The 23,838-nt window shown below is 73.9% G+C and carries 19 protein-coding genes; 8 read left to right on the top strand and 11 right to left on the bottom strand.

What is annotated here, in order from left to right; genetic code table 11:
- Positions 1–459 precede the first annotated feature (459 nt).
- Complete coding sequence (locus tag ABZ809_RS17985; protein WP_357563619.1) at positions 460–1,320, top strand: bifunctional methylenetetrahydrofolate dehydrogenase/methenyltetrahydrofolate cyclohydrolase; 861 nt, start codon at positions 460–462, stop codon at positions 1,318–1,320.
- Positions 1,321–1,483: 163 nt separating this feature from the next.
- A complete protein-coding gene (gene mdh, locus ABZ809_RS17980; RefSeq protein ID WP_357563618.1) occupies positions 1,484–2,434 on the top strand; it encodes a malate dehydrogenase in 951 nt (316 codons plus the stop codon).
- A gap of 56 nt (positions 2,435–2,490) precedes the next feature.
- On the opposite strand, the gene ABZ809_RS17975 is transcribed toward mdh, so the two are convergent.
- The gene (locus ABZ809_RS17975) at positions 2,491–3,297 is read right to left on the bottom strand and encodes an MBL fold metallo-hydrolase (protein WP_357563617.1); all 807 of its coding nucleotides are present in this window, start codon (positions 3,295–3,297) and stop codon (positions 2,491–2,493) included.
- A gap of 105 nt (positions 3,298–3,402) precedes the next feature.
- Here ABZ809_RS17975 and ABZ809_RS17970 point away from each other — a divergent pair, with 105 nt between their 5' ends.
- Positions 3,403–4,620, top strand: a complete 1,218-nt coding sequence (locus tag ABZ809_RS17970; protein WP_357563616.1) for an NADP-dependent isocitrate dehydrogenase — start codon at positions 3,403–3,405, stop codon at positions 4,618–4,620.
- Positions 4,621–5,021: 401 nt separating this feature from the next.
- Here the strand turns inward: ABZ809_RS17970 and galT are convergent, their stop codons facing one another.
- From galT to ABZ809_RS17950, 4 genes are all read right to left on the bottom strand, one after another.
- On the bottom strand, positions 5,022–6,098 hold the full coding sequence (gene galT / locus ABZ809_RS17965) for a galactose-1-phosphate uridylyltransferase (protein ID WP_357563615.1): 1,077 nt from the start codon (positions 6,096–6,098) through the stop codon (positions 5,022–5,024).
- Positions 6,095–6,916 (bottom strand): DeoR/GlpR family DNA-binding transcription regulator, encoded by an 822-nt coding sequence (locus tag ABZ809_RS17960; RefSeq protein WP_357563614.1) that lies wholly within the window; start codon positions 6,914–6,916, stop codon positions 6,095–6,097. Before ABZ809_RS17960 ends, galT begins: the two co-directional genes overlap by 4 nt.
- A gap of 106 nt (positions 6,917–7,022) precedes the next feature.
- Positions 7,023–8,552, bottom strand: coding sequence for an adenylyl-sulfate kinase (gene cysC, locus ABZ809_RS17955; protein ID WP_357563613.1), 1,530 nt, complete (start codon positions 8,550–8,552; stop codon positions 7,023–7,025).
- 107 nt (positions 8,553–8,659) lie between these two features.
- Positions 8,660–9,214 carry a DM13 domain-containing protein gene (locus tag ABZ809_RS17950; RefSeq protein WP_357563612.1) on the bottom strand — a complete coding sequence of 185 codons (555 nt, stop codon included), beginning with the start codon at positions 9,212–9,214 and terminating at the stop codon, positions 8,660–8,662.
- Between the two features lie 252 nt (positions 9,215–9,466).
- On the opposite strand from ABZ809_RS17950, the gene ABZ809_RS17945 reads away from it, so the two are divergent.
- From ABZ809_RS17945 to ABZ809_RS17925, 5 genes are all read left to right on the top strand, one after another.
- Positions 9,467–10,381 carry an ABC transporter ATP-binding protein gene (locus ABZ809_RS17945; protein ID WP_357563611.1) on the top strand — a complete coding sequence of 305 codons (915 nt, stop codon included), beginning with the start codon at positions 9,467–9,469 and terminating at the stop codon, positions 10,379–10,381.
- The gene (locus tag ABZ809_RS17940; RefSeq protein WP_357563610.1) at positions 10,374–11,255 is read left to right on the top strand and encodes an ABC transporter permease; all 882 of its coding nucleotides are present in this window, start codon (positions 10,374–10,376) and stop codon (positions 11,253–11,255) included. The genes ABZ809_RS17945 and ABZ809_RS17940 overlap by 8 nt, the downstream gene beginning before the upstream one ends.
- The gene (locus ABZ809_RS17935; protein WP_357563609.1) at positions 11,252–12,208 is read left to right on the top strand and encodes an ABC transporter ATP-binding protein; all 957 of its coding nucleotides are present in this window, start codon (positions 11,252–11,254) and stop codon (positions 12,206–12,208) included. Before ABZ809_RS17940 ends, ABZ809_RS17935 begins: the two co-directional genes overlap by 4 nt.
- Positions 12,209–12,212: 4 nt before the next feature.
- Positions 12,213–12,923 carry an ABC transporter permease subunit gene (locus tag ABZ809_RS17930; RefSeq protein WP_357563608.1) on the top strand — a complete coding sequence of 237 codons (711 nt, stop codon included), beginning with the start codon at positions 12,213–12,215 and terminating at the stop codon, positions 12,921–12,923.
- A gap of 71 nt (positions 12,924–12,994) precedes the next feature.
- Positions 12,995–13,645: a hypothetical protein gene (locus tag ABZ809_RS17925; protein WP_357563607.1), complete on the top strand. Its 651-nt coding sequence runs from the start codon at positions 12,995–12,997 to the stop codon at positions 13,643–13,645.
- Between the two features lie 36 nt (positions 13,646–13,681).
- On the opposite strand, the gene valS is transcribed toward ABZ809_RS17925, so the two are convergent.
- The 6 genes from valS to ABZ809_RS17895 all read right to left on the bottom strand — a co-directional run bounded on the left by valS (position 13,682) and on the right by ABZ809_RS17895 (position 23,822).
- On the bottom strand, positions 13,682–16,246 hold the full coding sequence (gene valS / locus ABZ809_RS17920) for a valine--tRNA ligase (protein ID WP_357563606.1): 2,565 nt from the start codon (positions 16,244–16,246) through the stop codon (positions 13,682–13,684).
- An 86-nt stretch (positions 16,247–16,332) separates the two neighbouring features.
- Positions 16,333–17,919 carry a trypsin-like serine protease gene (locus ABZ809_RS17915; protein ID WP_357563605.1) on the bottom strand — a complete coding sequence of 529 codons (1,587 nt, stop codon included), beginning with the start codon at positions 17,917–17,919 and terminating at the stop codon, positions 16,333–16,335.
- 178 nt (positions 17,920–18,097) lie between these two features.
- Positions 18,098–19,966, bottom strand: coding sequence for an ABC transporter ATP-binding protein (locus ABZ809_RS17910; protein WP_357563604.1), 1,869 nt, complete (start codon positions 19,964–19,966; stop codon positions 18,098–18,100).
- Positions 19,963–21,777 (bottom strand): ABC transporter ATP-binding protein, encoded by a 1,815-nt coding sequence (locus ABZ809_RS17905; RefSeq protein ID WP_357563603.1) that lies wholly within the window; start codon positions 21,775–21,777, stop codon positions 19,963–19,965. The genes ABZ809_RS17910 and ABZ809_RS17905 overlap by 4 nt, the downstream gene beginning before the upstream one ends.
- A gap of 48 nt (positions 21,778–21,825) precedes the next feature.
- A complete protein-coding gene (locus ABZ809_RS17900; protein WP_357563602.1) occupies positions 21,826–22,326 on the bottom strand; it encodes a methylated-DNA--[protein]-cysteine S-methyltransferase in 501 nt (166 codons plus the stop codon).
- The gene (locus ABZ809_RS17895) at positions 22,323–23,822 is read right to left on the bottom strand and encodes an AlkA N-terminal domain-containing protein (protein WP_357563601.1); all 1,500 of its coding nucleotides are present in this window, start codon (positions 23,820–23,822) and stop codon (positions 22,323–22,325) included. Before ABZ809_RS17895 ends, ABZ809_RS17900 begins: the two co-directional genes overlap by 4 nt.
- Positions 23,823–23,838: the final 16 nt, after the last annotated feature.

The following is a 23,838-nucleotide window of genomic DNA, read 5'->3' as shown; positions in this document are numbered from 1 at the left end:
CGGCGCTGGGTTTACGCTGCGCAACGATGGGCAACGGTAGGTCGCCGGTGGGCGATCGGCAACGGCCGGGTTGCGAACCGATAACGGAGTGCCGGGGAAGGTCTTGGCGAATCGGCCTGCACCTGGTAAAGCCGGAAGCCCGAAAATGGCGCCTGGGCTGCGTACGCTCTCGACCCGGGCGGGCTCTCGCGCGCCTGTCCGGCCCGGCCTTCGCCGCCGCGTCCCGAATGTGGTCCCGTGTGCGTCCGGCGCCCCCGACGTCCGGTTTCCGCCGCCGGAGGACCCACCGCTTATCACTCACAGTGACTAAGGGCACGTGACTCTTCGTGACTGCGTGACGGTCGGCCCGCCTGGCTGGGCCTGCCCCGACCGACGGGCGAGCCGTGGCGGCCCGTGCTCCCCGGTGGGGCTGCCGCAGGTCAGGGGATCACCGGCCGTCGACCGTGAGACGATCTGGGCGTGACGGCGACGCTTCTGGACGGCAAGGCGACCGCGGCCGAGATCAAGGACGAGCTGCGGACACGGGTCAAGGCACTGGCGGAACGCGGTATCACCCCCGGGCTGGGCACCGTCCTGGTCGGTGCCGACCCGGGCTCCCAGGCGTACGTCAACGGCAAGCACCGGGACTGCGCCGAGGTGGGCATCGCCTCGATCCGTCGGGAACTGCCGGCCGACGCGACCCAGGAGCAGGTCGACGCGGTGCTCGCCGAGTTGAACGCGGACCCGGCCTGCCACGGCTACATCGTCCAGCTACCGCTGCCGGGTCACCTCGACACCCAGCGGGTGCTGGAGCTGATCGACCCCGACAAGGACGCCGACGGCCTGCACCCGGTCAACCTCGGCCGGCTCGTGCTCGGCTACGACGGCCCGCTGCCCTGCACCCCGCGCGGCATCGTCGAGCTGCTGCGCCGGCACGACGTGGCGCTGCGCGGCGCGACGGTCGCCGTGGTCGGTCGCGGCAACACCGTCGGCCGCCCGCTCGGCCTGCTGCTCACCCGGCGCAGCGAGAACGCCACCGTGACCCTCTGCCACACCGGCACCCTCGACCTGGCCGCGCACACCCGGGCCGCCGACATCGTGATCGTGGCCGCCGGCGTGCCGGGCCTGCTCACTGCCGACATGGTCACGCCGGGCGCGGTCGTGGTCGACGTCGGCATCACCCGGGTCATCGGGCCGGACGGCAAGGGCCGCTACACCGGCGACGTCGCCCCGGAGACGGCGGAGGTGGCCGGCAAACTGGTGCCCATGCCGGGCGGCGTCGGTCCGATGACCCGCGCGATGCTGCTGACCAACGTCGTGGAGCGGGCCGAACGCGGCTGACGCGTTAGGAAGGGCACCTTCCTATCGCCTGAGGTAGAGGAGGGGTCCCTTCCTTTCGTGCCAGGCGCCCGTCGGGGTCATAACCGTCCGCCCCTGGCCGAATCGGTGCCAGGATGACTGATACGGTCCGGAAAACCGACTGGTAGCAGGGAGTGGGACGACCATGGGTAAGAAGGTCACTGTCGTCGGGGCTGGCTTCTACGGCTCCACCACCGCACAGCGCCTGGCCGAGTACGACGTCTTCGACACCGTCGTGATCACCGACATCGTGGAGGGCAAGCCCGCCGGTCTCGCCCTGGACCTCAACCAGTCGCGTGCGATCGAGGGCTTCGAGACCAAGGTGGTCGGCGCGACCACCGGCCCGAACGGCGAGGGCTACGAGGCGATCGAGGGCTCGGACGTCGTCGTGATCACGGCCGGCCTGCCGCGCAAGCCGGGCATGAGCCGGATGGACCTGCTGGAGACCAACGCCAAGATCGTCCGCCAGGTGTCCGAGAACGTCGCCAAGTACGCGCCGAACGCCGTCGTCATCGTCGTGTCCAACCCGCTGGACGAGATGACCGCGCTGGCCCAGCTCGCCACCCAGTTCCCGAAGAACCGGGTGCTCGGCCAGGCCGGCATGCTGGACACCGCCCGGTTCAGCAACTTCGTGGCCGAGGCGCTGAACGTACCGGTGAAGTCGGTGAAGACGCTGACCCTCGGCTCGCACGGCGACACGATGGTGCCGGTGCCGTCGCAGAGCACGGTCGACGGCAAGCCGTTGCGTGAGGCGATGCCGGCCGAGCAGATCGAGGAGCTGGTCGTCAAGACCCGCAACGGTGGCGCCGAGGTGGTCGCGCTGCTCAAGACCGGTTCCGCGTACTACGCGCCGTCGGCCGCCGCCGCCCGGATGGCGAAGGCCGTCGCGGAGGACTCCGGCGAGGTCATGCCGGTCTGCGCCTGGGTCGACGGCGAGTACGGCATCTCCGGCGTCTACCTGGGCGTCGAGGCCGCGATCGGCGCCGAGGGCGTCAAGCGGGTCGTCGAGACCGACCTGGACGCCGACGAGCTGGCCAGCCTGAAGGAGGCCGCCGAGGCTGTCCGCGCCAAGCAGGGCGACGTCGCCTCCATGTGATCCGTCACCCGTCGAGGGGGCACGCCGGTCCGCCGGCGTGCCCCCTCGACGTTTCCCTACAGCGTGACGAACGCCTCGCCCAGGTGCGGGGTGGCGAGCACCGCGGGCCCGCCCGCGGCCAGGTCGCGCAGCAGCCCCACCCGCGAGGCGCGCGCCGTCTCGGGGTCCTCCTCGTGGGCGTACGCCAGCTCGGGGTCGACCAGTTGCACGGCGTGCACCAGCAGGTCGCCGGTGAGCAGCAGCCGCTCGTCGCCGACCGTCAGCAGCACCGACTGGTGCCCGGGCGTGTGCCCCGGCGTCGGCAGCAGCCGTACCGTCGGATCCAGATCCTCCTCGCCCTCGACCACCCGGAGCTGGCCGGCGGCGCGCAGGGGCGCGACCAGGCCGGCCGACAGCCCCGGGTTGAGCTGCCCCACGGCGGCCAGCTCGGCCCGCTGGAGCAGGTAGTCGGCGTTCGGGAAGTACGGCGCGCCCGGCGAGCCGGTGACCGCCCAACCGACGTGGTCGCTGTGCAGGTGGGTGAGCACCACCGTGCGTACGTCGGCCGGGTCGATGCCGGCGGCGGCGAGTTCCGCCGGCAGCCGGCCGGGCACCGGCGCCCAGCTCGCGGCGGGCGAGCCGGCCGGACCGATCCCCGCGTCGACCAGGGTCACCGGGCCGTCCCCGGCGCGGATCGCGAAGCTGCGGAACGGCAGCCACCACCGCCCGTCGGCGGTCACGGAGGTCGGGTCCCGCAGGTCGGCCGCGCGCCAGTGTGCCGGCGTGGCGCCGGGGAACGCCTCCGCGCGGGGTTGGAAGAATGGCCCCTCGCCGTCGGTGAGCGCGGTGACCGTGATAGACCCGAGGATGCGGCTCAGCGGCATCTGGTGATCATGCCAGCGCCGACCGAGGCCGGCTGAGGGCCGCCCACCAGTTTCCAGTACGCTCGTACTGCTTGAGCACGTGTCCCCCGAGAGGAGCGCCGGCCGATGGCGAAGATCAAGGTAAACAACCCGGTCGTTGAGCTCGACGGCGACGAGATGACCCGGATCATCTGGAAGCAGATCCGGGAGCAGCTGATCCTGCCCTACCTCGACGTCGACCTGCACTACTACGACCTGTCGATCCAGCACCGCGACGAGACCGACGACCAGGTCACCGTCGACGCCGCCAACGCCATCAAGGAGCACGGCGTCGGCGTCAAGTGCGCGACCATCACCCCGGACGAGGCCCGGGTGGAGGAGTTCGGCCTGAAGAAGATGTGGCGGTCGCCGAACGGCACCATCCGCAACATCCTCGGCGGCGTCGTCTTCCGCGAGCCGATCATCATGTCCAACGTGCCGCGGCTGGTCCCCGGCTGGACCAAGCCGATCGTCATCGGCCGGCACGCCCACGGTGACCAGTACAAGGCCACCGACTTCGTCGTGCCGGGCCCGGGCAAGGTGACCGTCACCTACACCCCGGCCGACGGCGGCGCCCCCGTGGAGATGGAGGTCGCCAACTTCCCCGGCGGCGGCATCGCCATGGGCATGTACAACTTCGACGAGTCGATCCGGGACTTCGCCCGCGCCTCGTTCCGGTACGGCCTGGACCGCAAGTACCCGGTCTACCTGTCCACCAAGAACACCATCCTCAAGGCGTACGACGGCCGGTTCAAGGACATCTTCGCCGAGGTGTTCGAGGCCGAGTTCAAGGCCGACTTCGACGCCGCCGGCATCACCTACGAGCACCGGCTGATCGACGACATGGTCGCCGCCGCGCTCAAGTGGGAGGGCGGCTACGTCTGGGCCTGCAAGAACTACGACGGTGACGTGCAGTCCGACACCGTCGCGCAGGGCTTCGGCTCGCTGGGCCTGATGACCTCGGTGCTGCTCTCCCCGGACGGCCGCACCGTCGAGGCCGAGGCGGCGCACGGCACCGTCACCCGGCACTACCGGCAGTGGCAGAAGGGCGAGAAGACCTCGACCAACCCGATCGCGTCGATCTACGCCTGGACCCGGGGCCTTGCCCACCGGGGCAAGCTGGACGGCACGCCGGCGGTCACCGAGTTCGCCAACACCCTGGAGCAGGTCATCGTCGACACCGTCGAGGGCGGCCAGATGACCAAGGACCTCTCGCTGCTCATCTCGCGGGACGCCCCGTGGCTGACCACCGACGAGTTCATGAACGCGCTGGACGAGAACCTGGCGCGCAGGCTCTCCGCCTGATCTCCGCATCGCGGTCGCGGGCCCGCCGGCAGTCGCCGGCGGGCCCGTTCCCGTACCGGTGGGGTCCTGGTGCCCGGTTCGTACCGTGGTCCGGTCGGCCATTCGGCTGATTTGCGTAACTTGTTCCGGCGCGCCTCGTTGACCTGGGTGGACGAGATGCCAGTCGCGTCCAGGAAGGTTGACTGCGGTCGCCTCGCGGCACGCGTGCCGATCAGCCAGCCTTCCCGGCTGTCGCACAGCCAGCCGTCCCTTCCCTGCGGGGGGCCCTGTCCCGGGCCCCCCGCGCCCTGTTCCGGGGCCTGTCCTGCCTCCACCACCTGCGGCCCGACGCGCCGCTGCCGCCCCAGACGTTAGGAAGGGGCCCTTCCTCTACCGCAGGCGTTAGGAAGGTGCCCTTCCTTTCACGCCGTGCGGAGGAGGGCGGCGGCGCGTTCGGGGGCGATGTCGTTGATGAAGGCACCCATCGCGGACTCCGAGCCCGCCAGGTACTTCAGCTTGTCCTGCGCCCGCCGGATGCTGAACAGCTGCAGGTGCAGGTGGCCCAGCTCACGGTCGACGCGCACCGGTGCCTGGTGCCAGGCGGCGATGTAGGGCATCGGCAGGTCGAACAGCCCGTCGAAACGCCGCAGCAGGTCCAGGTAGAGCGGCCCGAAGGCGTCCCGTTCGGCGTCGTCGAGCGCCGGGATGTCCGGCACCGGCCGGTGCGGGGCCAGGTGCACCTCGAACGGCCAGCGGGCGGCCGCCGGGACGTACGCCGTCCAGTGCTCGTTGGCGGCGACCACCCGCTCGCCGGCCGCCCGTTCGGCGGCGAGCACGTCCGCGTAGAGGTTGCCTCCGCCGGTGCGTTCCGCGTGCCGGCGGGCGGCGGCCAGCATCACCCGGGAGCGCGGCGTCACGAAGGGGTACGCGTAGATCTGGCCGTGCGGATGGTGCAGGGTGACGCCGATCTCGACCCCGCGGTTCTCGAAGCAGAACACCTGCTCGACCCCGGGCAGGGCGCCGAGCGCCGCCGTGCGGTCGGCGAGCGCGTCGAGGACGGTACGGACCCGGCGCGGCGGCAGTGCGGCGAAGGACGTGCGGTGGTCGTCGGTGAAACAGACCACCTCGCAGCGGCCCTGACCTGGCCGGGCCGGGGTGAACGGGGTGATCGCGGTGGGCTCGTCGGCCCACCGGCCGCTCAGCGACGGGAACCGGTTCTCGAAGACGGCGACGTCGTAGTCGGGTGCCGGGATCTCGCTCTGCCGCCCGGCCGTGCTGGGGCAGAGCGGGCACTGCTCGGCCGGCGGCAGGAAGGTGCGGGTCTGCCGGTGCACGGCGACGGCCACCCACTCGTCGGTCAGCGGATCGAGACGCAGCTGCGAGGCGGCCGGCGGTGGGGGCAGTTCGCGCCGGTCCGGCTGGTCCCGGACGGCGTCGTCCCGTTCGTTGAAGTAGATCAGGTCGCGGCCGTCGGCCAGCGTGATCGCGGTGCGCTTCACTTCGTCGTTTCCTCGCCTGTCGTCGTGGCCGCCCGGTGCGTGCCCGTTGCCGGCACGACCACCAGCTCGCCCACCCGGTCGTCGAGCACCCGCCGCGCGTCGGGGGGCAGCCGGTCGTCGGTGACCAGCACGTGGGCGGCGGAGAGCTCGACGATCGAGGAGATGCCGACGGTGCCCCACTTGGTGTGGTCGGCGAGCACCACCAGCCGGTCGGCGGCGGCCACCAGGGCGCGGTTGGTCTCCGCCTCCGTCAGGTTCGGGGTGGTGAACCCCGCCCGCTCGGTGATCCCGTGCACGCCGAGGAAGAGCAGATCCAGGTGCAGCGCCCGGATCGCGGCGACGGCCAGCGGCCCGACCAGCGCGTCCGACGGCGTACGCACCCCGCCGGTGAGCACCACGGTCTGGTCCGACCGGCCTCCGGCGTGCAGGATCTCGGCCACCGGCAGCGAGTTGGTGACCACGGTCAGCCCCGGCACGTCGACCAGCCGGCGGGCCAGCTCCGCGGTGGTGGTGCCGGCGGAGAGGGCAATCGCCGCGCCCGGTCGGACCAGCTCCGCGGCGCGGCCCGCGATGGCCGCCTTCTCCGCCGACTGCCGCACCGACTTGGCCCGGAATCCCGGTTCGTCGGTCGAGCCGGGGCCGGCCGCCGTGGCGCCGCCGTGCACCTTGGCGAGCAGGCCGCGCTCGTGGAGCACCTCCAGGTCGCGCCGGATGGTCATGTCCGACACGCCGAACTCGGCGGCCAGCTCGGTGACCCGCACCCCGCCGGTGGTGCGTACCCGATCCAGGATCGCCGCCTGCCGCTGCTGAGCGAGCATCCGTCGCACCTTCCGTGCCCCCGCGCACTCTCACGCGGTCGAACGTGTTCGAACAAAGCTGAACGCTAGCGCGAAGGCGTCAACCAGGGAAGGCGGTGGGTGCCGATCAGATGGACTGGAGCCGGGGCTCGACCCATCCCGTCTCGGTCAGGTGGTGCACGACGGCCTGGACGGCCTCGTCGACCGTCATGTCGCTGGTGTCGAGCACCAGGTCCGCGTCGGTCGGCTCCTCGTAGGGGTCGTCGATGCCGGTCATCCCGGTGAGCAGGCCGGCGCGGGCGCGGGCGTAGAGGCCCTTGCGGTCGCGTTGCTCGCAGACCTCCAGCGGGGTCGCCACGTGCACCAGCAGGAAGCCCGCCCCGGCGGCCAGGGCCATCTCCCGGGCGGTCGCACGGGCCTGGGCGTACGGGGCGATCGGGCAACAGATGCCGACGCCGTGGTGCCGGGCGATCTCGGCCGCCACCCACCCGATCCGCCGGACGTTGAGATCCCGGTCGGCCTTGCTGAAGCCCAGGCCGGCGGAGAGCTCGCGGCGCACCACGTCCCCGTCGAGCAACGTGATCGTCCGGTCGCCCTGCTCGCGCAGCACGTCGGCCAGCCCCCGGGCGATCGTCGACTTGCCGGAGCCGGAGAGCCCGGTCAGGAAGACCACCAGGCCCCGGTACCGCCGGGGCGGGCGGGCCCGGGCCAGCTCCTTCGCCACGGCCGGCGGGGTGTGCCACTCGGGCAGCGGGAAACCCCGGTCCAGCAGATCGTTGATCTCCGCCTGGGTCAACGCCAGCCGCCGGTTACGCGGCGGGATGTCCTCCCGCCAGCGCCACTGCCCGTCGCGGCTGTCGTAGGCCAGCTCGCGGGGCACCAGCACCCGCAGGCCGGCACCGGAGAGCATCTCGCCGGTGGAGAGCAGGTGGGTGACGCCGTACGCGGCCGAGACCCGGGCCCGCAGCAGCGCGTCGCTGATCTCGTCGCGGCGGCGGGACAGCGGCACCGCGATCAGCGTCGCCGGGGGCATCCGGTCCCGGGCGGCGAAGACGCTGCGTACCAGCGTCTCCGGGGGCAGCCCGCCGGAGCCGTCCTCGCCGACCGGGATCATCACCAGCAGGTGGGCGCCGAGCGTGCGGACCGCGTGGGCGATCTGGGCGAGCTGCGGGCGGTGCAGTGGACGGTCGGCGATCACCCCGAGCACCCGGCCGGGCGGCAGCAGCGGGCGGACCTCCTCCGGGGTGCGGCGCAACCGCTGGAACGGGCCGTGGCCGCCGTCGCCGAGCCGGCGCACCACGCCCCCGACGCCGGACACCCCGTCGCGCACCTGCCAGGCGTCGGCGACGTCGAGCGCGGCGACCGGCGCGCCCTCGCCGTCGGTGAGCACCAGGGCGCGGCGCGTCTCGTCGCGCGGGTCCAGGCTCTGGGCGAGCGCCGTGGGCACCTGGAGGGTGACCGCCACCGGCCACGGGGCACCGTCGGCGAGCCGGCCCCGGCGGCTGACCGAGACCAGGTCGGCGCGGGTCATGAAGCCTGCCAGCGGGGCGTACGCCCCGGTCAGGAGCAGCTCCAGGTCGGCCAGCTCACCAGGACGCGGCGTGTACGTCGGCGCGTCCCGGAGCACCTCGTCGGGCAGCACCCAGCCGTTGCTCATCCATCCCCCAAACCCCACTGACCGGCACACAGTTTCTCAGCCGCTCGGCGATCGGTCGAGACCGCCACTCCACCCCGGGCACGACGGCCCGGGCGGCGGCCCGTGGGTCAGCCGGGCGGGGTCAGCGGCGCGGCCCCGAAGGAGACGGCGAACCGCTTGCACCAGATGGAGACGCTGGTCAGGCCGGTCAGGTCGACGTCGGCTGGGATGTCGTAGCCCTGGTCGCCCCGGTTGCCCTTCAGCCGGCCCAGCTCGACCCACCGGCCGTCGTCGAAGACCCGCCAGCCGGCGGTGCCGTTGCGCACCGGCTGGTCGGTGAGCCAGACCCGCAGGTCCGGGCCGTTGGAGGTGGCCAGTCCGACCAGCTCCAGCCGGTGTCGCCCGTCGGGGCGGCGGACGATCCGCGCGCTGCCCGACGTGTCGTGCTCGTGGGTCACGAAGTCGCCCTGGCCGACCAGGACCGGCCCGGCCGGGGTGGCCGGCGCGCGGGTGGCGGAACCGATCGGAACCGGCGTGGGCGCCACGCTCGAGAGCGCCTCGTCGACCTCGGCGTCGGTGACCAGCTTCCACGGCTGAAACCAGTAGAGGCCGAACGTCGAGCCGGCGGCGAGGACGACCACCACCACCCACGTCAGTGGCGCGCGGAACAGTCGGGTGCGCATGGGGACAGTGTGTCGGGTCGGGCCTCGTCCTGTCCGCCCCGGTGCGGCATGGGCCCGGCACCGACACGAGGGGCGGCGTGGCGGACGCCGATCCGTCCCGGCGGTGCCGGACCGCCCGCCACCGCCCGACGGCGCGGCGACCGCCGCGAAGCCGCCGCCGAGGACCCTAGGGGGCGCGGCCCGCCAGGATCAGGGGAGTGCCCGGGGGCGAGCCGCTGCCCACGGCGGGCATCGCCTCCTACGCTGTACGACGTGACACTGATCGCGACCGAGTCGCTGACCAAGACGTACGGGGGTGGGGTCACCGCGCTCGCCGACCTGACCGTCGCCGTCGAGCCGGGGATCATCGGGCTGGTCGGCGCGAACGGTGCCGGCAAGTCGACGCTGATCAAGATCCTGCTCGGCCTCCTCGCCCCGACCAGCGGCCGGGTCCGCGTGCTCGGGCTCGACCCGACGACGGATTCCGCCCAGGTCCGGGCCCGGGTCGGCTACATGCCCGAGCACGACGCCCTGCCGCCGGACCTCTCCGCCGCCGAGCTGGTCACCCACCTCGGCCGGGTGAGCGGCCTGCCGCGTACGGTCGCCCGGGAGCGGGCCTCTGAGGCGCTGCGGCACGTCGGGCTCTACGAGGAGCGCTACCGCCCGGTCGGCGGCTACTCCACGGGCATGAAGCAGCGGGTCAAGCTCGCCCAGGCGCTGGTCCACGACCCCGACCTGCTGCTGCTCGACGAGCCCACCAACGGCCTCGACCCGGCCGGCCGGGACGCCATGCTGGCGCTGGTGCACCGCATCGGCACCGAGTTCGGCATCTCCGTGCTGGTCTGTTCGCACCTGCTCGGCGAGGTGGAACGGATCTGCGACACCCTGGTCGCCATCGACGGCGGGCGGCTGCTGCGCGCCGACAACATCTCCGCCATGACCTCCGCCACCGACGTGCTCGCCGTCGAGGTCAGCGAGGGCACCGAGGAGCTGGCCGCCCGGCTGGCCGCGCTCGACCTGCCGGTCCGCCGGGACGGGCGGCTGCTGCTCGTCGAGCTGGCCGACGACGCCACCTACGACCTGATCCTCGGCGCGGTCGCCGAGCTGGACCTGCCGCTGCACCGGCTGGACCAGCGCCGGCACCGGGTGGCCGAACTCTTCGCCACGAGGGAGCCCAGCCATGCCTGAGCCGACCGGCGTCATCCACGACATCGGCTACCAGCGCTACACCGGGCCTCGGCTGGGCCGCCGGGCCGTCTTCGGCGCGCTCTACCTGCACGGCCTGCGGACGGCGTTCGGGTTCGGGCGTAGCGCCAAGGCCAAGATCTTCCCCTGGCTGGTGGTCGCCATCGTCACCGTCGTGGCGGCCGGGCTCACCGCGGTGCGCAGCCAGGTCGGCGAGACGGTGATGACGTACGCCCAGTTCGCCGACAACATGAGCTGGCTGGTCATCTTCTTCGTCGCGGTGGTCGCCCCCGAGCTGGTCTCGCGGGACCTGCACAGCGGGGTGCTGCCGCTCTACTTCTCCCGGCCGCTACCACGGTCGGACTACCCGCTGGCCAAGCTGCTGGCGCTGGCCACCGCGCTCTGGCTGCTGCTCGGCGGGCCGCAGCTGGTGATGTTCCTGGGCGCCGCCTTCACCGGCGGCGACGGCATGCGCGGGGTCTGGAACGAGCTGCTCGACCTGCTGCCCGGCCTGCTCTACGCCGGGCTCTGGGCGGTGGTCTTCGCCTCGGTCGGCCTGCTGGTCGCCTCGCTCACGGGCAAGCGGGCGTTCGCGGCCGGCGGGATCGTGGCGGTGTTCCTGATGACCACCCCGATCGTCGGCACGCTGTCGATCATGCCCTCCCAGACGGTCAACGAGCTGGCCTTCCTCGCCTCGCCGGCGACGCTGGTGCGCGGCGTGGGCACCTGGGCGCTCGGCGACCTGCTCTTGTTCGCGGGGGACGGCGGAGTGCCGATCGGCGACTTCGGCCCCGTCTACGCGCTCGCCGCCGTGCTGCTCGTGGCCGGCTGCGTCGCCCTGCTGCTGCTGCGATACCGGAAGGTGGCCGCCCGATGACCACGATCAGCGCGGGCCGGGCGGCGGAGACGCCGACCGCCGCCAGCACCCTCGACCTCGCCGGCGTCTCCCGCTGGTACGGCAACGTGGTAGCGGTCAACGACGTCAGTATGAGCCTCGGCCCCGGCGTCACCGGGCTGCTCGGCCCGAACGGCGCCGGCAAGACCACCCTGCTGCACATGATGGCCGGCTTCCTGGCCCCGTCGCGCGGCGTGGTCACCCTCGACGGCCGGCCCACCTGGCGCAACCCCGAGGTCTACCGCCGGCTCGGCCTGGTCAGCGAGCGGGAGGCGGTGCACACCTTCCTCACCGCCCACGAGTTCGTGCTGGCCAGCGCGAAGCTGCACCGGCTGCCGGACCCGGCGGCGGCCGCCCGCCAGGCGATCGCCCTGGTGGAGATGGAGGGCGCGCAGGACCGCCGGATCGGCACGTACTCCAAGGGCATGCGGCAGCGCGCCCGGGTCGCCGCGGCACTGGTGCACGAGCCGCAGGTGCTGCTGCTCGACGAGCCGTTCAACGGGATGGACCCGCGCCAGCGGCTGCACATGATGGAGCTGCTGCACCGCCTCGGCGACGCCGGTCGCACCATCCTGTTCAGCTCGCACATCCTGGAGGAGGTCGAACAGGTCTCCGGCACCGTCCAGGTGATGGTCGCCGGCCGGCTGGCCGCGTCCGGCGACTTCCGCACCATCCGCCGGCTGATGACCAACCGGCCGCACGTCTTCGCCGTGCACTCCACCGACGACCGGGCGCTCGCCGTGGCGCTGATGGCCGAGGCGTCGGTGACCGGGGTCGAGCTGGGGCGCGCCGGGTTGACCGTACGGGCCGGCGACTACGGCGCGTTCACCCGCGTACTGCCGAAGATCGCCCTGGCGAAGGGCATCCGGGTGCGCCAGCTGGTGCCCGAGGACGAATCCCTGGAGAGCGTCTTCTCCTACCTGGTGGAGGCCTGAACCCATGTCTACCGTTTCCTGGATCACCGTGCGGGGGCTGTTCGGGCGTCGCCGGTTCCTCCTGCTGCTGCCGCTGCCCGTGGTGCTGATCCTGCTCGCCGTGCTCTCCCGCGCGCTCCGCGTGGACCCGGGCGAGTGGGGCCCGCCGGTGCTGGTCGGCCTCGGCCTGGCCGTGGTGCTCCCGGTGGTCGCCCTGATCGTCGGCACCGGCGTGCTCGGGGCCGAGATCGACGACGGCACGATCGTGCACATCCTGACCAAGCCGCTGCCGCGCTGGCAGATCGTGCTGCCCAAGCTGGCCGTTGCCGCCGGCGTCACCGCGGCCACCGTCGCCGTGCCGATCTACGTCGCGGGCGTGCTGGCCCACTCCGTACGCCTCGGCCTGGCGCTCGCCGCCGCGGCGGCGGTCGGGGCACTGGCGTACTCGGCGCTGTTCGTGGCGCTCAGCCTGGTCACCCGGCGGCCGGTGCTGCTCGGCCTGGTCTATGTGCTGATCTGGGAGGGACTGCTCGGCAACGTGGTCACCGGCACCCAGGTGCTCTCCGTCCAGCAGTACGTGATCACCCTCGCCGACCGGCTGGCCCCCACCGGGTTGCTGGAGACCAGCGTCTCCGTGCCGGTGGCGGCGGTGATGGCCGCGCTGATCAGCGTGGGCTTCACCGTGCTGGCCATCGACCGGCTCCGCTCCTTCAGCGTGGCCGGCGAGACGAGCTGACGCCGGCCCCCGGGCGGAAGGTAGGGCTGGCCGGATGGACCGGCCCCGGGCCGCTGGGCGAGGCTGACGGCGTGAGCGCGGAGACAGGGTTGACGATGTCGCGGGAGTCGTATCCGGACGCGGGGCGGCACTGGATGGTCAGCCTGGCGGTGGCCGGGCTGGCGGCGGCGGCGACCACCACGGCCGCGCAGTCCACCGGGCACTTCCACTGGTGGGCGAGCTTCGTGCTGATCCCCGGCGCGCTGATCGGCGCCGCCGGCGGGCCGCTGCTGGCCCGCGGCGGCGGGCGGGCCTTCGCCGGCTACGTGGTCGTCTGTGTCGGCGCGCTGGTCTTCGCTGTCGGGGCGCTGCTGATGTTCGGCGTGGTCGGCCGCGGCTGGCCCCTGATGGTGGTCCTGCCATGCCTGGCGGTCGCCGGCACCTACCACTGGCGGCCGGTCCACCCGCTGGCCTCGGGGCTGCACCGGGCGGTGTCCCTGCTGGCGCTGGCCGGCGCCCTGCTGCTCGGCGGGACGCTCCAGCTGACCCGCGTCGGCCTGGTCGACGTCGGGGCCGCCCCGATGTGGGGCGCCTTCCTGATGCTGGCCGGCGTGATCGTGCTGGGCAACGCGGTGGAGCTGACCCGGCACCGGATGCCGTACCGCCTCCAGGCGATCACCCTGCTGGTCGGTCCGGCCGTCGTCGCGTTCCTGCTCGGCCTCCGCCTCCTGCGCGGCTGGTGACCCGCCGCCCGCGATCCGACGGCGGGTCACCGGCCGTCAGAAGGCGCAGGCGATCACGAGTTCCGGGGTGCGGTCGGGGAGCAGGTCCAGCTTGCCGATGCGGCCGGCGGCCCGGAGATCGTCGGCGACGACGGCGAGCTGGTCCAGCAGGGCCGCCGGGCCCAGCGCCTCGGCCAGCGGCACCTCGGCCCGCATCGACAGCTTCCGCTCCGACTTGGCCCGCCGGACCTGGCTGAGCGCCTCACCGGCCAGCCGCAGCAGCTCCGGCTGACCGGCGCCCTGGACCGCCCGGCCCACCTCGTGGGTGGTCGGCCAGGGCGCCTTGTGCACCGAGCCGTACCGCCACCACGACCACACCTCCTCGGTCGCGTACGGCAGCACCGGCGCGAACAGCCGCAACTGCACCGAGAGCGCGCCGGCCAGCGCCGCCCGGGCCGAGTCCGCCCCCGGCCCGGAGCCGTAGGCGCGCTCCTTCACCAGCTCGATGTAGTCGTCGCAGAACCGCCAGAAGAAGCTCTCGGCGACCTGCAACGCGGCCGTGTGGTCGTACGCCTCCAGCGCGGACGTCGCGGTGGCGACCACGCCGGAGAGCTCGGCGAGCATCGCGCGGTCCAGCGGCTCGGTCGCCGGGGAGCGCAACGCGTCCGCGGCGCCCAGCCCGAGCGCGAACTTCGACGCGTTCAGCAGCTTGGTGGCCAGCCGCCGTCCGACCTTGATCTGGGCCGGGTCGAAGGCCAGGTCCATACCCGGCCTGCCGTTGGCCGCCCAGTAGCGGACCGCGTCGGAGCCGTGCTGCTCCAGCAGCGCCAGCGGGGTGACGACGTTCCCCTTGGACTTGGACATCTTCTTCCGGTCGGGGTCGAGGATCCAGCCGGAGAGCACCGTGTCCCGCCAGGGCAGCACCCCGTGCTCCAGATGTGAGCGGAGGACCGAGGAGAACAGCCAGGTGCGGATGATCTCCTGCCCCTGCGGCCGGAGGTCCATCGGGAAGACGCTCGCGAACAGCTCCGGATCGGTCTCCCAGCCGCCGGCGATCTGCGGGGTCAGCGACGAGGTGGCCCAGGTGTCGAGCACGTCCGGGTCGCCGACGAAGCCGCCCGGCAGCCCACGTCGGGACTCCTCGAACCCGGGCGGGGCGTCGCTGGACGGGTCGACCGGCAGCGCGGACTCCTCCGGCGTGAGAGGCTGGGACCAGTCCGGCTCGCCAGCGTCGTCGAGCCGGTACCACACCGGCACCGGCACGCCGAAGAACCGCTGCCGGCTGACCAGCCAGTCACCGTTCAGGCCGCCCACCCAGTGCTCGTAGCGGTGCCGCATGTGCTCCGGCACCCAGCGCAGCTCCCCGCCCCGGGCCAGCAGCTCGTCGCGCAGCCCCTCGTCGCGCCCGCCGTTGCGCAGGTACCACTGCCGGGTCGAGACGATCTCCAGCGGCCGGTCGCCGCGTTCGTAGAACTTCACCGGGTGGGTGATCGGTCGCGGCTCGCCCACCAGGTCGCCGGCGTCGGCCAGCAGCTCCACCAGCGCCCGCCGGGCGCCGTTGACGCTCTGCCCGGCCAGCGCCGCGTAGGGACCCGCGGGCACCCCGGCCGGCGCCTCCGGCAGCAGCCGACCCTCCCGGCCGATCACCACCCGGGTGTCCAGGCGCAGCTCCCGCCACCAGGTCACGTCGGTCAGGTCGCCGAACGTGCAGACCATCGCGACGCCCGTGCCCTTGGCCGGGTCCGCCAGCGGGTGCGCCCGCACCGGCACCTCCACCCCGAAGACCGGCGTACGCGCGGTGCCGCCGACCAGGTCGGCGTACCGCTCGTCGTCGGGGTGGCAGACCAGCGCCACGCAGGCCGGCAGCAGCTCCGGGCGGGTGGTGTCGACGAGCACCTCGCGCCCGCCCGCCCCGGCGAACCGCAGCCGGTGGTACGCCCCGGGCCGCTCCCGGTCCTCCAGCTCCGCCTGGGCGACGGCGGTGGCGAAGCCGACGTCCCAGAGCGTCGGGGCCTCCGCCTGGTACGCCTCGCCCCGGGCCAGGTTCCGCAGGAACGCCCGCTGCGACGCCGCCCGGGCCACCCGGCCGATCGTGGTGTAGGTCAGCGACCAGTCCACGGACAGCCCGAGCCGCCGCCAGAGCGCCTCGAAGGCCTGCTCGTCGACGTTCGTCAGCCGCTCGCACAGCTCGATGAAGTTGCGCCGGGCGATCGGGGCCGGGTCGCGGCGGGCCGCCTCGCTGACCGGGGTCCCGGGGGCCTGCCAGCCCGGGTCGTACGGCAGCGCGGGGTCGCAGCGCACGCCGTAGACGTTCTGCACCCGGCGCTCGGTCGGCAGGCCGTTGTCGTCCCAGCCCATCGGGTAGAAGACCGTGCGACCGCGCATCCGCTGGAACCGGGCCACGATGTCGGTGTGGGTGTACGAGAAGACGTGTCCCATGTGCAGCTCGCCGGATACGGTCGGCGGCGGGGTGTCGATCGCGTACACGCCGGCCCGCTTCTTCGAGCGGTCGAACGCGTACGTGCCCTCCTCGTGCCAGCGGCGCGCCCAGGTCTCTTCGAGCCCGTCCAGGGTCGGACGCTCGGGGACGTCGGCGCGGGCCGTCCTCGCCGTATCAGTCATCCGCCGATGGTAGGTGCCGGCCAAGGGCCGGGCCACGGGTTAACCGGCGTGCCACGATGTCGTGCCGACACGCCCCGGCCGGCGGGTCAGCGGATGGCCGGCCGGGTCAACGGGGGGACCGGGCCCTGGGTGGCCATCCGGAGCCGCAGGGTCCCGTCGGTGCGGGCGTTCGCCCGATCGAGGATCGTGGAGACCGGGGCGTAGGAGTTGCGCTCGTTCGGGTTGGTGCAGGGGCCCTGTCCCGGGTCGCCGTGCGACAGGATGCCCAGCGCCTTGCCGTCGGCCTCGGTGAAGAGCGGGCCGCCGCTGTCGCCCGGGCGGGCGCAGATGCGCACGTCGATGCCGCCGCTGGTCTTGCCGATGATCTCCCCGCAGCGGGTGCCGGGCACGTAACCGGCGCCCGCGCCCGAGTCGACGTACTGCTCGCCGGCCTTCGGGGTGTACGCCGCTCCGGTGGCGCAGACCACCCAGCCGGTCTGGATCGCGCTCCACGGCACGTGCCCGGTGATCGCCACGTCGCGGCTGCCCCGGGTGGCGCATCCGGTGCTGTCCGGCACGCACCAGTAGTTGACCAGGCTGGGCACCTGCGTGGCCCCCGCCGGGTACGCCCACAGCCCGATCGCGCCGGCCTGGTACGGCATGATCGCGTAGTCGTACGGGTATGCGTTCTCGGCCAGCCCCGGCCTCGACGACTCGACGTTCACCGGCACCTTCGGGCCGAGGAACTGGTGCCAGGTGCGGTCCACCAACTGGTGCCGCCCCCCGACGACACAGTGCCCCGCCGTCAGCACGTACGGGTCGCGCAGCCCGCCGACCACGTTGAAGCCCGTCGTGCAGCCGCCCACGGTGTCGTCGTCGCGCGGCACGTCCAGCCGGATCCCGCCGCGCATGGGCGCCTGCGCGCAGTAGCGCGGGTCGCAGGCCTTCTGCACCACGGTCCCGGCGATCCGGGCCTGCGCGCGGGTCGGCACCCCGGCGGCGCGCAGCGCCCCGGCCAACCGGGGGTCGTCGGCGGCGATCCGGTCGCCGGTCAGCACGACGACCTCGTTGGCCCGCTCGTCCACCAGCACGTCGGCGCCGACCGTGGCGTCGAGCGTGCTGGCCAGCCGGGTCGCCGCCTCGGTGAGCTGCCGCAGCGGGTGGCGCACCGGCACCACCCGCACGCGTGCCGCGTCCGGCATGCCGGCCAGCGCCGCCCGGACCGGTTCGACGCCGGTGGCGGCGACGGTCAGCACGCCGCCGGCGGCCTGGTCCAGCCACATCCCGCCGTACGCGGCGGGAAACTCCGTGGCGAGCCGGGCGGCCAGCGGCGCGGACAGCTCCTGGAGGGCGAGCCGCCGGGCCGCCTCGTCGGCGTCGATCCGGTAGCGGTCGCGCAGGTAGGAGACCGAGGCGGGGCTGCCGGCGGCGACCTCGGCGGCCGGCCGGGCCCGGAGGGTCGCCGCCGCGCCCGGCGTGGCGCCGCCTCCGGGGCGGCTGCCGCGCCCGCTGTCGGCGCGGACCTGCGCGCCCGTCGGGGCGGCGTCGTCGCCCGGGGACGCCGGGATCCTCTCGGCGGTGAGCGTGGCCGGTGTCCGGCCGGCGTCGCCGAACGGCATCCCGGCGACCGCCGTCGCACCCAGCGCGCAGGCGGTGACCACTCCGGCCACCATCACTCTTCGTCCGAACCGCACTTCGCAACCTCCCCCGTCGCGCCGTCGGGACGACCCGGTGGACCGCTCCGTTCGGCGCGGTGAGTCTAGTGGCATCCACGATCATCGTGGGGGCTGGTGAAAGGAAGGGCCCCTTGTTAACGCATAGCGTTAACAAGGGGCCCTTCCTTTCACTACGGGCGGTGCGGGCTTCCGCGGCTCACGCGAGGGAGTCGCGCCACTGCCGGTGCAGGGCTGCATACCGGCCACCGGTGGCGGCGAGGCGCCCGGGTGGACCGTCCTCGACGATCCGGCCGCCGTCGAGCACCAGCACGCGGTCGGCGGTCTCCACCGTGGAGAGCCGGTGCGCGATCACCAGGGCGGTGCGGTCGGCCAGGATGGTGCCGAGGGCGTGCTGCACCAGCCGCTCGGTGGGCACGTCCAGCGACGAGGTGGCCTCGTCCAGGATCAGCACCGTCGGGTCGGCCAGGAACGCCCGGGCGAACGCGACCAGCTGCCGCTGCCCGGCGGAGAGCCGGCCGCCGCGCCGGTGTACCTCGGTGGCGTACCCGTCGGGGAGGGCGGAGATGAAGTCGTGCGCGCCGATCGCCCGCGCGGCGGCCTGCACGGCGGCGTCGTCGGCGCCGGGACGGCCGAACCGGATGTTCTCCGCGACCGTGCCGCCGAACAGGTGGGTCTCCTGGGTCACCAGCACCACCGCGCGCCGCAGCTCCGCGTCGGCGACCTCGCGCAGGTCGACCCCGTCGAGGGTGACCGCCCCCGACACCGGGTCGTGGAACCGGGCGAGCAGCTTCGCGACTGTCGACTTGCCTGCGCCGGTCGGCCCGACCAGGGCCACGGTCTGCCCGGCCGGGACGGCGAGGTCCAGCCCGGCGATGATCGGCGCGTCCGGCCGGTAGCCGAAGGTGACCGCCCGGAAGGCGACCGCCCCGCGGCCCGGCCCGGCGGGCAGCGGCACGGGTCGGGCCGGTTCGGCCACCGAGGGGCGCTCGTCGAGCACCCCGGCGAGCTTCTCCAGCGCCGCGGTGGCCGACTGGAGCGAGTTGTAGAACTGGCTCAGCTCCTGCATCGGTTCGAAGAACCGCCGCAGATAGAGCAGGAACGCCGCCAGCACCCCGATCCCGGTCGCCCCGTGCAGCACCCGCCAGCCGCCGTAGCAGAGCACCACCGCGACGGTGACGTTGCCGATCACCTTGATCCCCGGTGAGTACGTCGCCATCAGCCGGAACGCGTCCAGGCTGGCCCGCCGGTAGTCGTCGCTGACCGCCACGAAGATCCGCTGGTTGCGCGGCTCCCGGCGGAACGCCTGCACGGCCCGGATGCCGCGCATCGACTCGACGAAGTGGACGATGACCAGGGCCACCGTCTCCCGGGTGCGCCGCCAGGCGTCCGCCGAAGCCCGCGCGAACCAGCGGGTCAGCCAGATCAGGAACGGGAACGCGAGCAGGGTCACCGCGGCCAGCGGCAGGTCCAGCCAGAGCAGGATGCCGGCGACCGACAGGATCGACAGCACGGCCAGCACCAGGCCGTCGATGCCGCCGCCGGCCAGTTCGCCGATCGAGTCCAGGTCGCTGGTGAGCCGGGACACCATCCGGCCGGAGGTGTACCGCTCGTGGAACGCCACCGACAGGCGCAGGAAGTGCGCGTACACCCGCTGGCGGAGGTCGAGCAGGACGGCCTGGCCGATCCCCGCGGAGAGGGTGAGGAAACCTCGGCGGGCGGTGTACTCGACGACGGTGGCGGCGGCGAACGCGGCGGCGACGGCCAGCAGCGGGCCGGGCGCGCCGGCCCGCAGCGGCGCGATCGCCCGGTCGATGCCGAGCATCACCAGGTACGGCCCGGCCATGGCGGCGGCGTTCTGGCCGAGCAGCAGCGCGACGGCCAGCCCGAGCCGGCGCCGGTGCGGGCGCAGCAGGTCGCGCAGCAGCACCCGGCTCCGGGCCCGGAGCCGGGCCACCGCCTCGGGCGCGGTGTCCTCGGCGCGGCTGCGGTCGGCGTCGGGGTCGGTGGCGATGCCGCGCCACCGGGTGAGGCCCGTCCCGTCCGGATGGGCGGCCCCGCCGGTCACGAACGCACCAGGCCGCGACCCGGTGGTGCGGGGGTCGGCTCGGCGGAGAGCACCGCGCGGTACGCCGGCACGTCGGCGAGCAGGTCGCAGTGCCGCCCGACGGCGGTGATCCGGCCGTCCTCCAGCAGCGCCACCCGGTCGGCGAGGGCGATCGTGGAGGGCCGGTGCACGACCAGCAGCGCGGTGGTGGTGCGGAGCACCCGCTTCAACGCGGTCTCCACCAGCGCCTCGGTGTGCACGTCGAGGGCCGACAGCGGGTCGTCCAGCACGAGCAGCGCCGGCCGGCCGAGCACCGCCCGGGCCAGCGCCAGCCGCTGCCGCTGCCCGCCGGAGAGCGTCAGCCCCTGCTCACCCACCCGGGTGGCCAGCCCCCACGGCAGCTCGTACGCGAAGTCGGCCTGGGCGAGGGTGAGCGCGGCCCGGACCTCGTCCTCCCCGGCCTCCGGCCGGCCGAGGGTGAGGTTCTCCCAGACCGACATGGAGAACAGCGTCGGTTCCTCGAAGGCCACCCCGACCAGCCGGCGCAGGGCGGACAGCCGAAGCTCCCGCAGGTCGCGCCCGTCCAGGGTGATCCGCCCGCCGGTCACCTCGTGCAGCCGGGGCACCAGGGAGAGCAGGGTGCTCTTGCCGCAGCCGGTCGCCCCGACCAGGGCCACGGTCTCGCCCGGCTCGACGGTCAGGTCGACCTCCCGCAGCACCGGCGCCGCGCCGCCCGGGTAGCGGAACGAGACCCGCTCGAAGCGGAGCCGGCCGCGCACCTCGGCGCGGCTCAGGGCGACCGCGCCGGGCGCGTCCACGATGGCCGGCGGGCTGTCCAGCACCTCCAGCACCCGGTCGGCGGCGGTCGCGGCCTCCTGGCCGTTGGCGATGATCCAGCCCAGCGACTGCACCGGCCAGATCAGCATGAGCTGGAGGCTGACGAACGCGACCAGCTCGCCGATGGTCAGCACCCCGCCCGCGGCGGCCGCCGCGCCGGCGACCAGCACCGCGCCGAGGGTCAGGTTGGGCACCAGGTCGAGCAGGGCGGAGGTACGGGCCAGCAGCCGGCCCTTGCCGACCCCGGTGTCGTGCAGCGCCCGCGCCCCGGCCGCGAACCGGGCGGCCAGTTCGGGCCCCCGCCCGTACGCCCGCATCGTGTGCAGTCCCTGCGCGGTCTCCTCGACCAGCGTGGCCACGTCGCCCTGCTGGTCCTGCATCCGCCGGGAGGCCGCGTGGTAGTGCCGGGCGAAGCGGCGGCTGATCAGGAACAGTGGCACCGCGCTGGCCGCCACCAGCAGCCCCAGCGCGGGGTGCAGCCGGATCAGCAGCGCCACCACGACCAGGTAGGTCACCAGGTTGAGGACCAGGAAGAACAGGCCGAAGGAGAGGAACCGGCGCAGCACCGACAGGTCGCTGGTGATCCGGGAGAGCAACTGGCCGGACTGCCAGCGGTCGTGGAAGCTGGCCGGCAGCCGTTGCAGGTGCGCGTAGACGTCCTCGCGGATCGCCGCCTCGATCCGCATCGAGGACGACGACTGCACCCAGCGCCGGATGAAGATCAGCAGCGCTTCGACCAGGCCGAGCAGCAGCGCCAGCCCGGCCAGCCGGAACAGCCCGGCCGGGTCCTGCCGGGCGACCGGGCCGTCCACCACCCGCTGCGCGACAAGCGGTACGGCGATGCCCGCCCCGGTGCCGGCGAGCCCGGCGAGCAGCAGCCAGCCGAACTCGGCCGCGTGGGGGCGCAGGTAGTGACGCAGTCGCCAGAGGTTGTGCGGCGGACGGCGGCCGGCCTCCACCCGGGAAGCCGGGTTGCCGTCGCTGTCCGGAGGCACTACCCGACGGTAGACCTCAACGGGGGCGGCGCAGGTGTCGGCTTGTCGTCATCGCCGCTCATGACCGAGAAGCCACTTCTTCACGTCCAGCCCCCAGCGGTAGCCGCCGAGCGTCCCGTCGGTGCGCAGCACCCGGTGGCAGGGGACGAAGAGGGCGGCCGCGTTGCGGGCGCAGGCCGCCGCGGCGGCGCGTACGGCGGCGGGGCGGCCGGCCAGCCCGGCGAACCCGGTGTAGGTGACCGGATCACCTGGCTTCACCTCGCGCAGCACCTGCCAGGCGTGCGCCATGAAGACGCCCCCGGTGTGCTGGCGTACCGGCACGGTGTCGATCGCGGTCAGCTCGCCGGCCAGGTAGGACGCCACGGCGGCGGAGACCGGGCCGAGGTCGGCGCGGTGCCGCAGCGGCGCCCGCAGGGTCGGGTGCACGAGGGGGAGCAGGTTCTCCGGGTCGCCGGTGAAGCCCGCCGCCCGCACGTCGCCGTCCGGGCCGGCCACGATGCTGAGCGGTCCGGCGGGGGTGCCGATGACGGTGCTGTCGTTCATGCTCATGCTGCTCTCCAGAGTCGGATCACCGCGTACGAGCGCCAGGGGCGCCAGCGGTCGGCGTACGCGTCGAGGGTCTTCGAGTCGTCGGCCAGGCCGAGGGCGGCGGCGCCCCGGCGCACGGCGAGGTCGGTGGGGAGGAAGACGTCCGGGTCGCCGAGGGCGCGCATCGCGACGTAGCCGGCGGTCCACGGCCCGATCCCGGGCAGCGCCAGCAGCCGCCGGACGGTCTCCTCCCGGTCCCCGCCGGGGGCCAGGTCGAGCGCCTCGTCGGCGACGGCCCGCGCCAGGGCACGGATCGTCTCCCGCCGGCCGGCCGGCATCCCGAACACCTCGTCCGGCACGTCGAGCACCTCCTCGGCGGTGGGGAACCCCCGCAGCCAGGCGGGCTGCTCCGGTTGGTCGAGGGCTTCGTCACCCGGGGGGCGTTCCCCGGAATCCTCCGCCGCCCGGTCGAGGTGCGGACGGGACAGGTGGGTCAGCAGGCGGGTGAGGGTGGTGCGGGCCGACCGGACGGAGACCTGCTGGCCGACGATCGCGCGCAGGGCCATCTCGAAGCCGTCGACCGAGCGGGGGACCCGGACCCCCGGCTCGGCGGCGACCGCCCCGGCCAGCGCCGGGTCGGCGGCGAGGACGCCGTCGACGGCGGTCGGATCGGCGTCGAGGTCGAGCAGGCGGCGGCAGCGGGCCACGGCGGGGGCGAGGTCGCGCATGTCGGTCAGCCGCAGCGTCGCCGTCACGTGCCCGTCCGCCGGGGTCAGGGCCGCCTCGCCCGGGCCGTGCGGCAGCCGCAGGCCCCGGCGGTACGTCCCGTCGCGCACCTCCTCGACGCCGGGCAGCGCGCGCAACGCCAGGAAGTCCAGCAGCGCCGCCGCGTGCAGCGGCGGGCGGTACGCGAGCCGCAGCGTGATCGTGCCCGCCCCACCCGGCGCCGGGCGCCGGTTGCCTGCGGTACGCAGCTCGGACGGCGCCGTTCCGAACACCTCGCGGACCGTGTCGTTGAACTGCCGGACGCTGCCGAACCCGGCGGCGAACGCGATCTCCGCCATGCCCAGGCCGGTGGTCTCGATCAGGGTGCGGGCGGTCTGCGCCCGCTGCGCCCGGGCCAGGGCCAGGGGACCGGCGCCCAGTTCCGCCCGCAGCATCCGGTGCAGGTGCCGTTCGGTGTAGCCGAGCCGGGTGGCCAGTCCCGGGATGCCGTGCCGGTCGACCACCCCGTCGGCGATCAGCCGCATGGCCCGGCCGACCACGTCCGCCCGGACGTCCCACTGCGGGGAGCCGGGGGCGGCGTCCGGCCGGCAGCGCCGGCAGGCCCGCAGCCCGGCACCCTGGGCGGCGGCGGCCGAGGGGAAGAACCGGACGTTCTGCCGTTTCGGCGTCATCGCCGGGCAGGACGGCCGGCAGTAGATCCCGGTCGAGGTCACGCCGGTGTAGAACCAGCCGTCGAACCGCTGGTCACGGCTGTCGACGGCCCGGTAGCACCGCTCGAAGTCCAACTCCACGTCACCGATGATGCCC

The sequence above is a fragment of the Micromonospora sp. NPDC047074 genome (assembly GCF_040643815.1).
GTDB lineage: Bacteria > Actinomycetota > Actinomycetes > Mycobacteriales > Micromonosporaceae > Micromonospora.
This window is presented reverse-complemented; position numbering and strand designations above follow the sequence as displayed.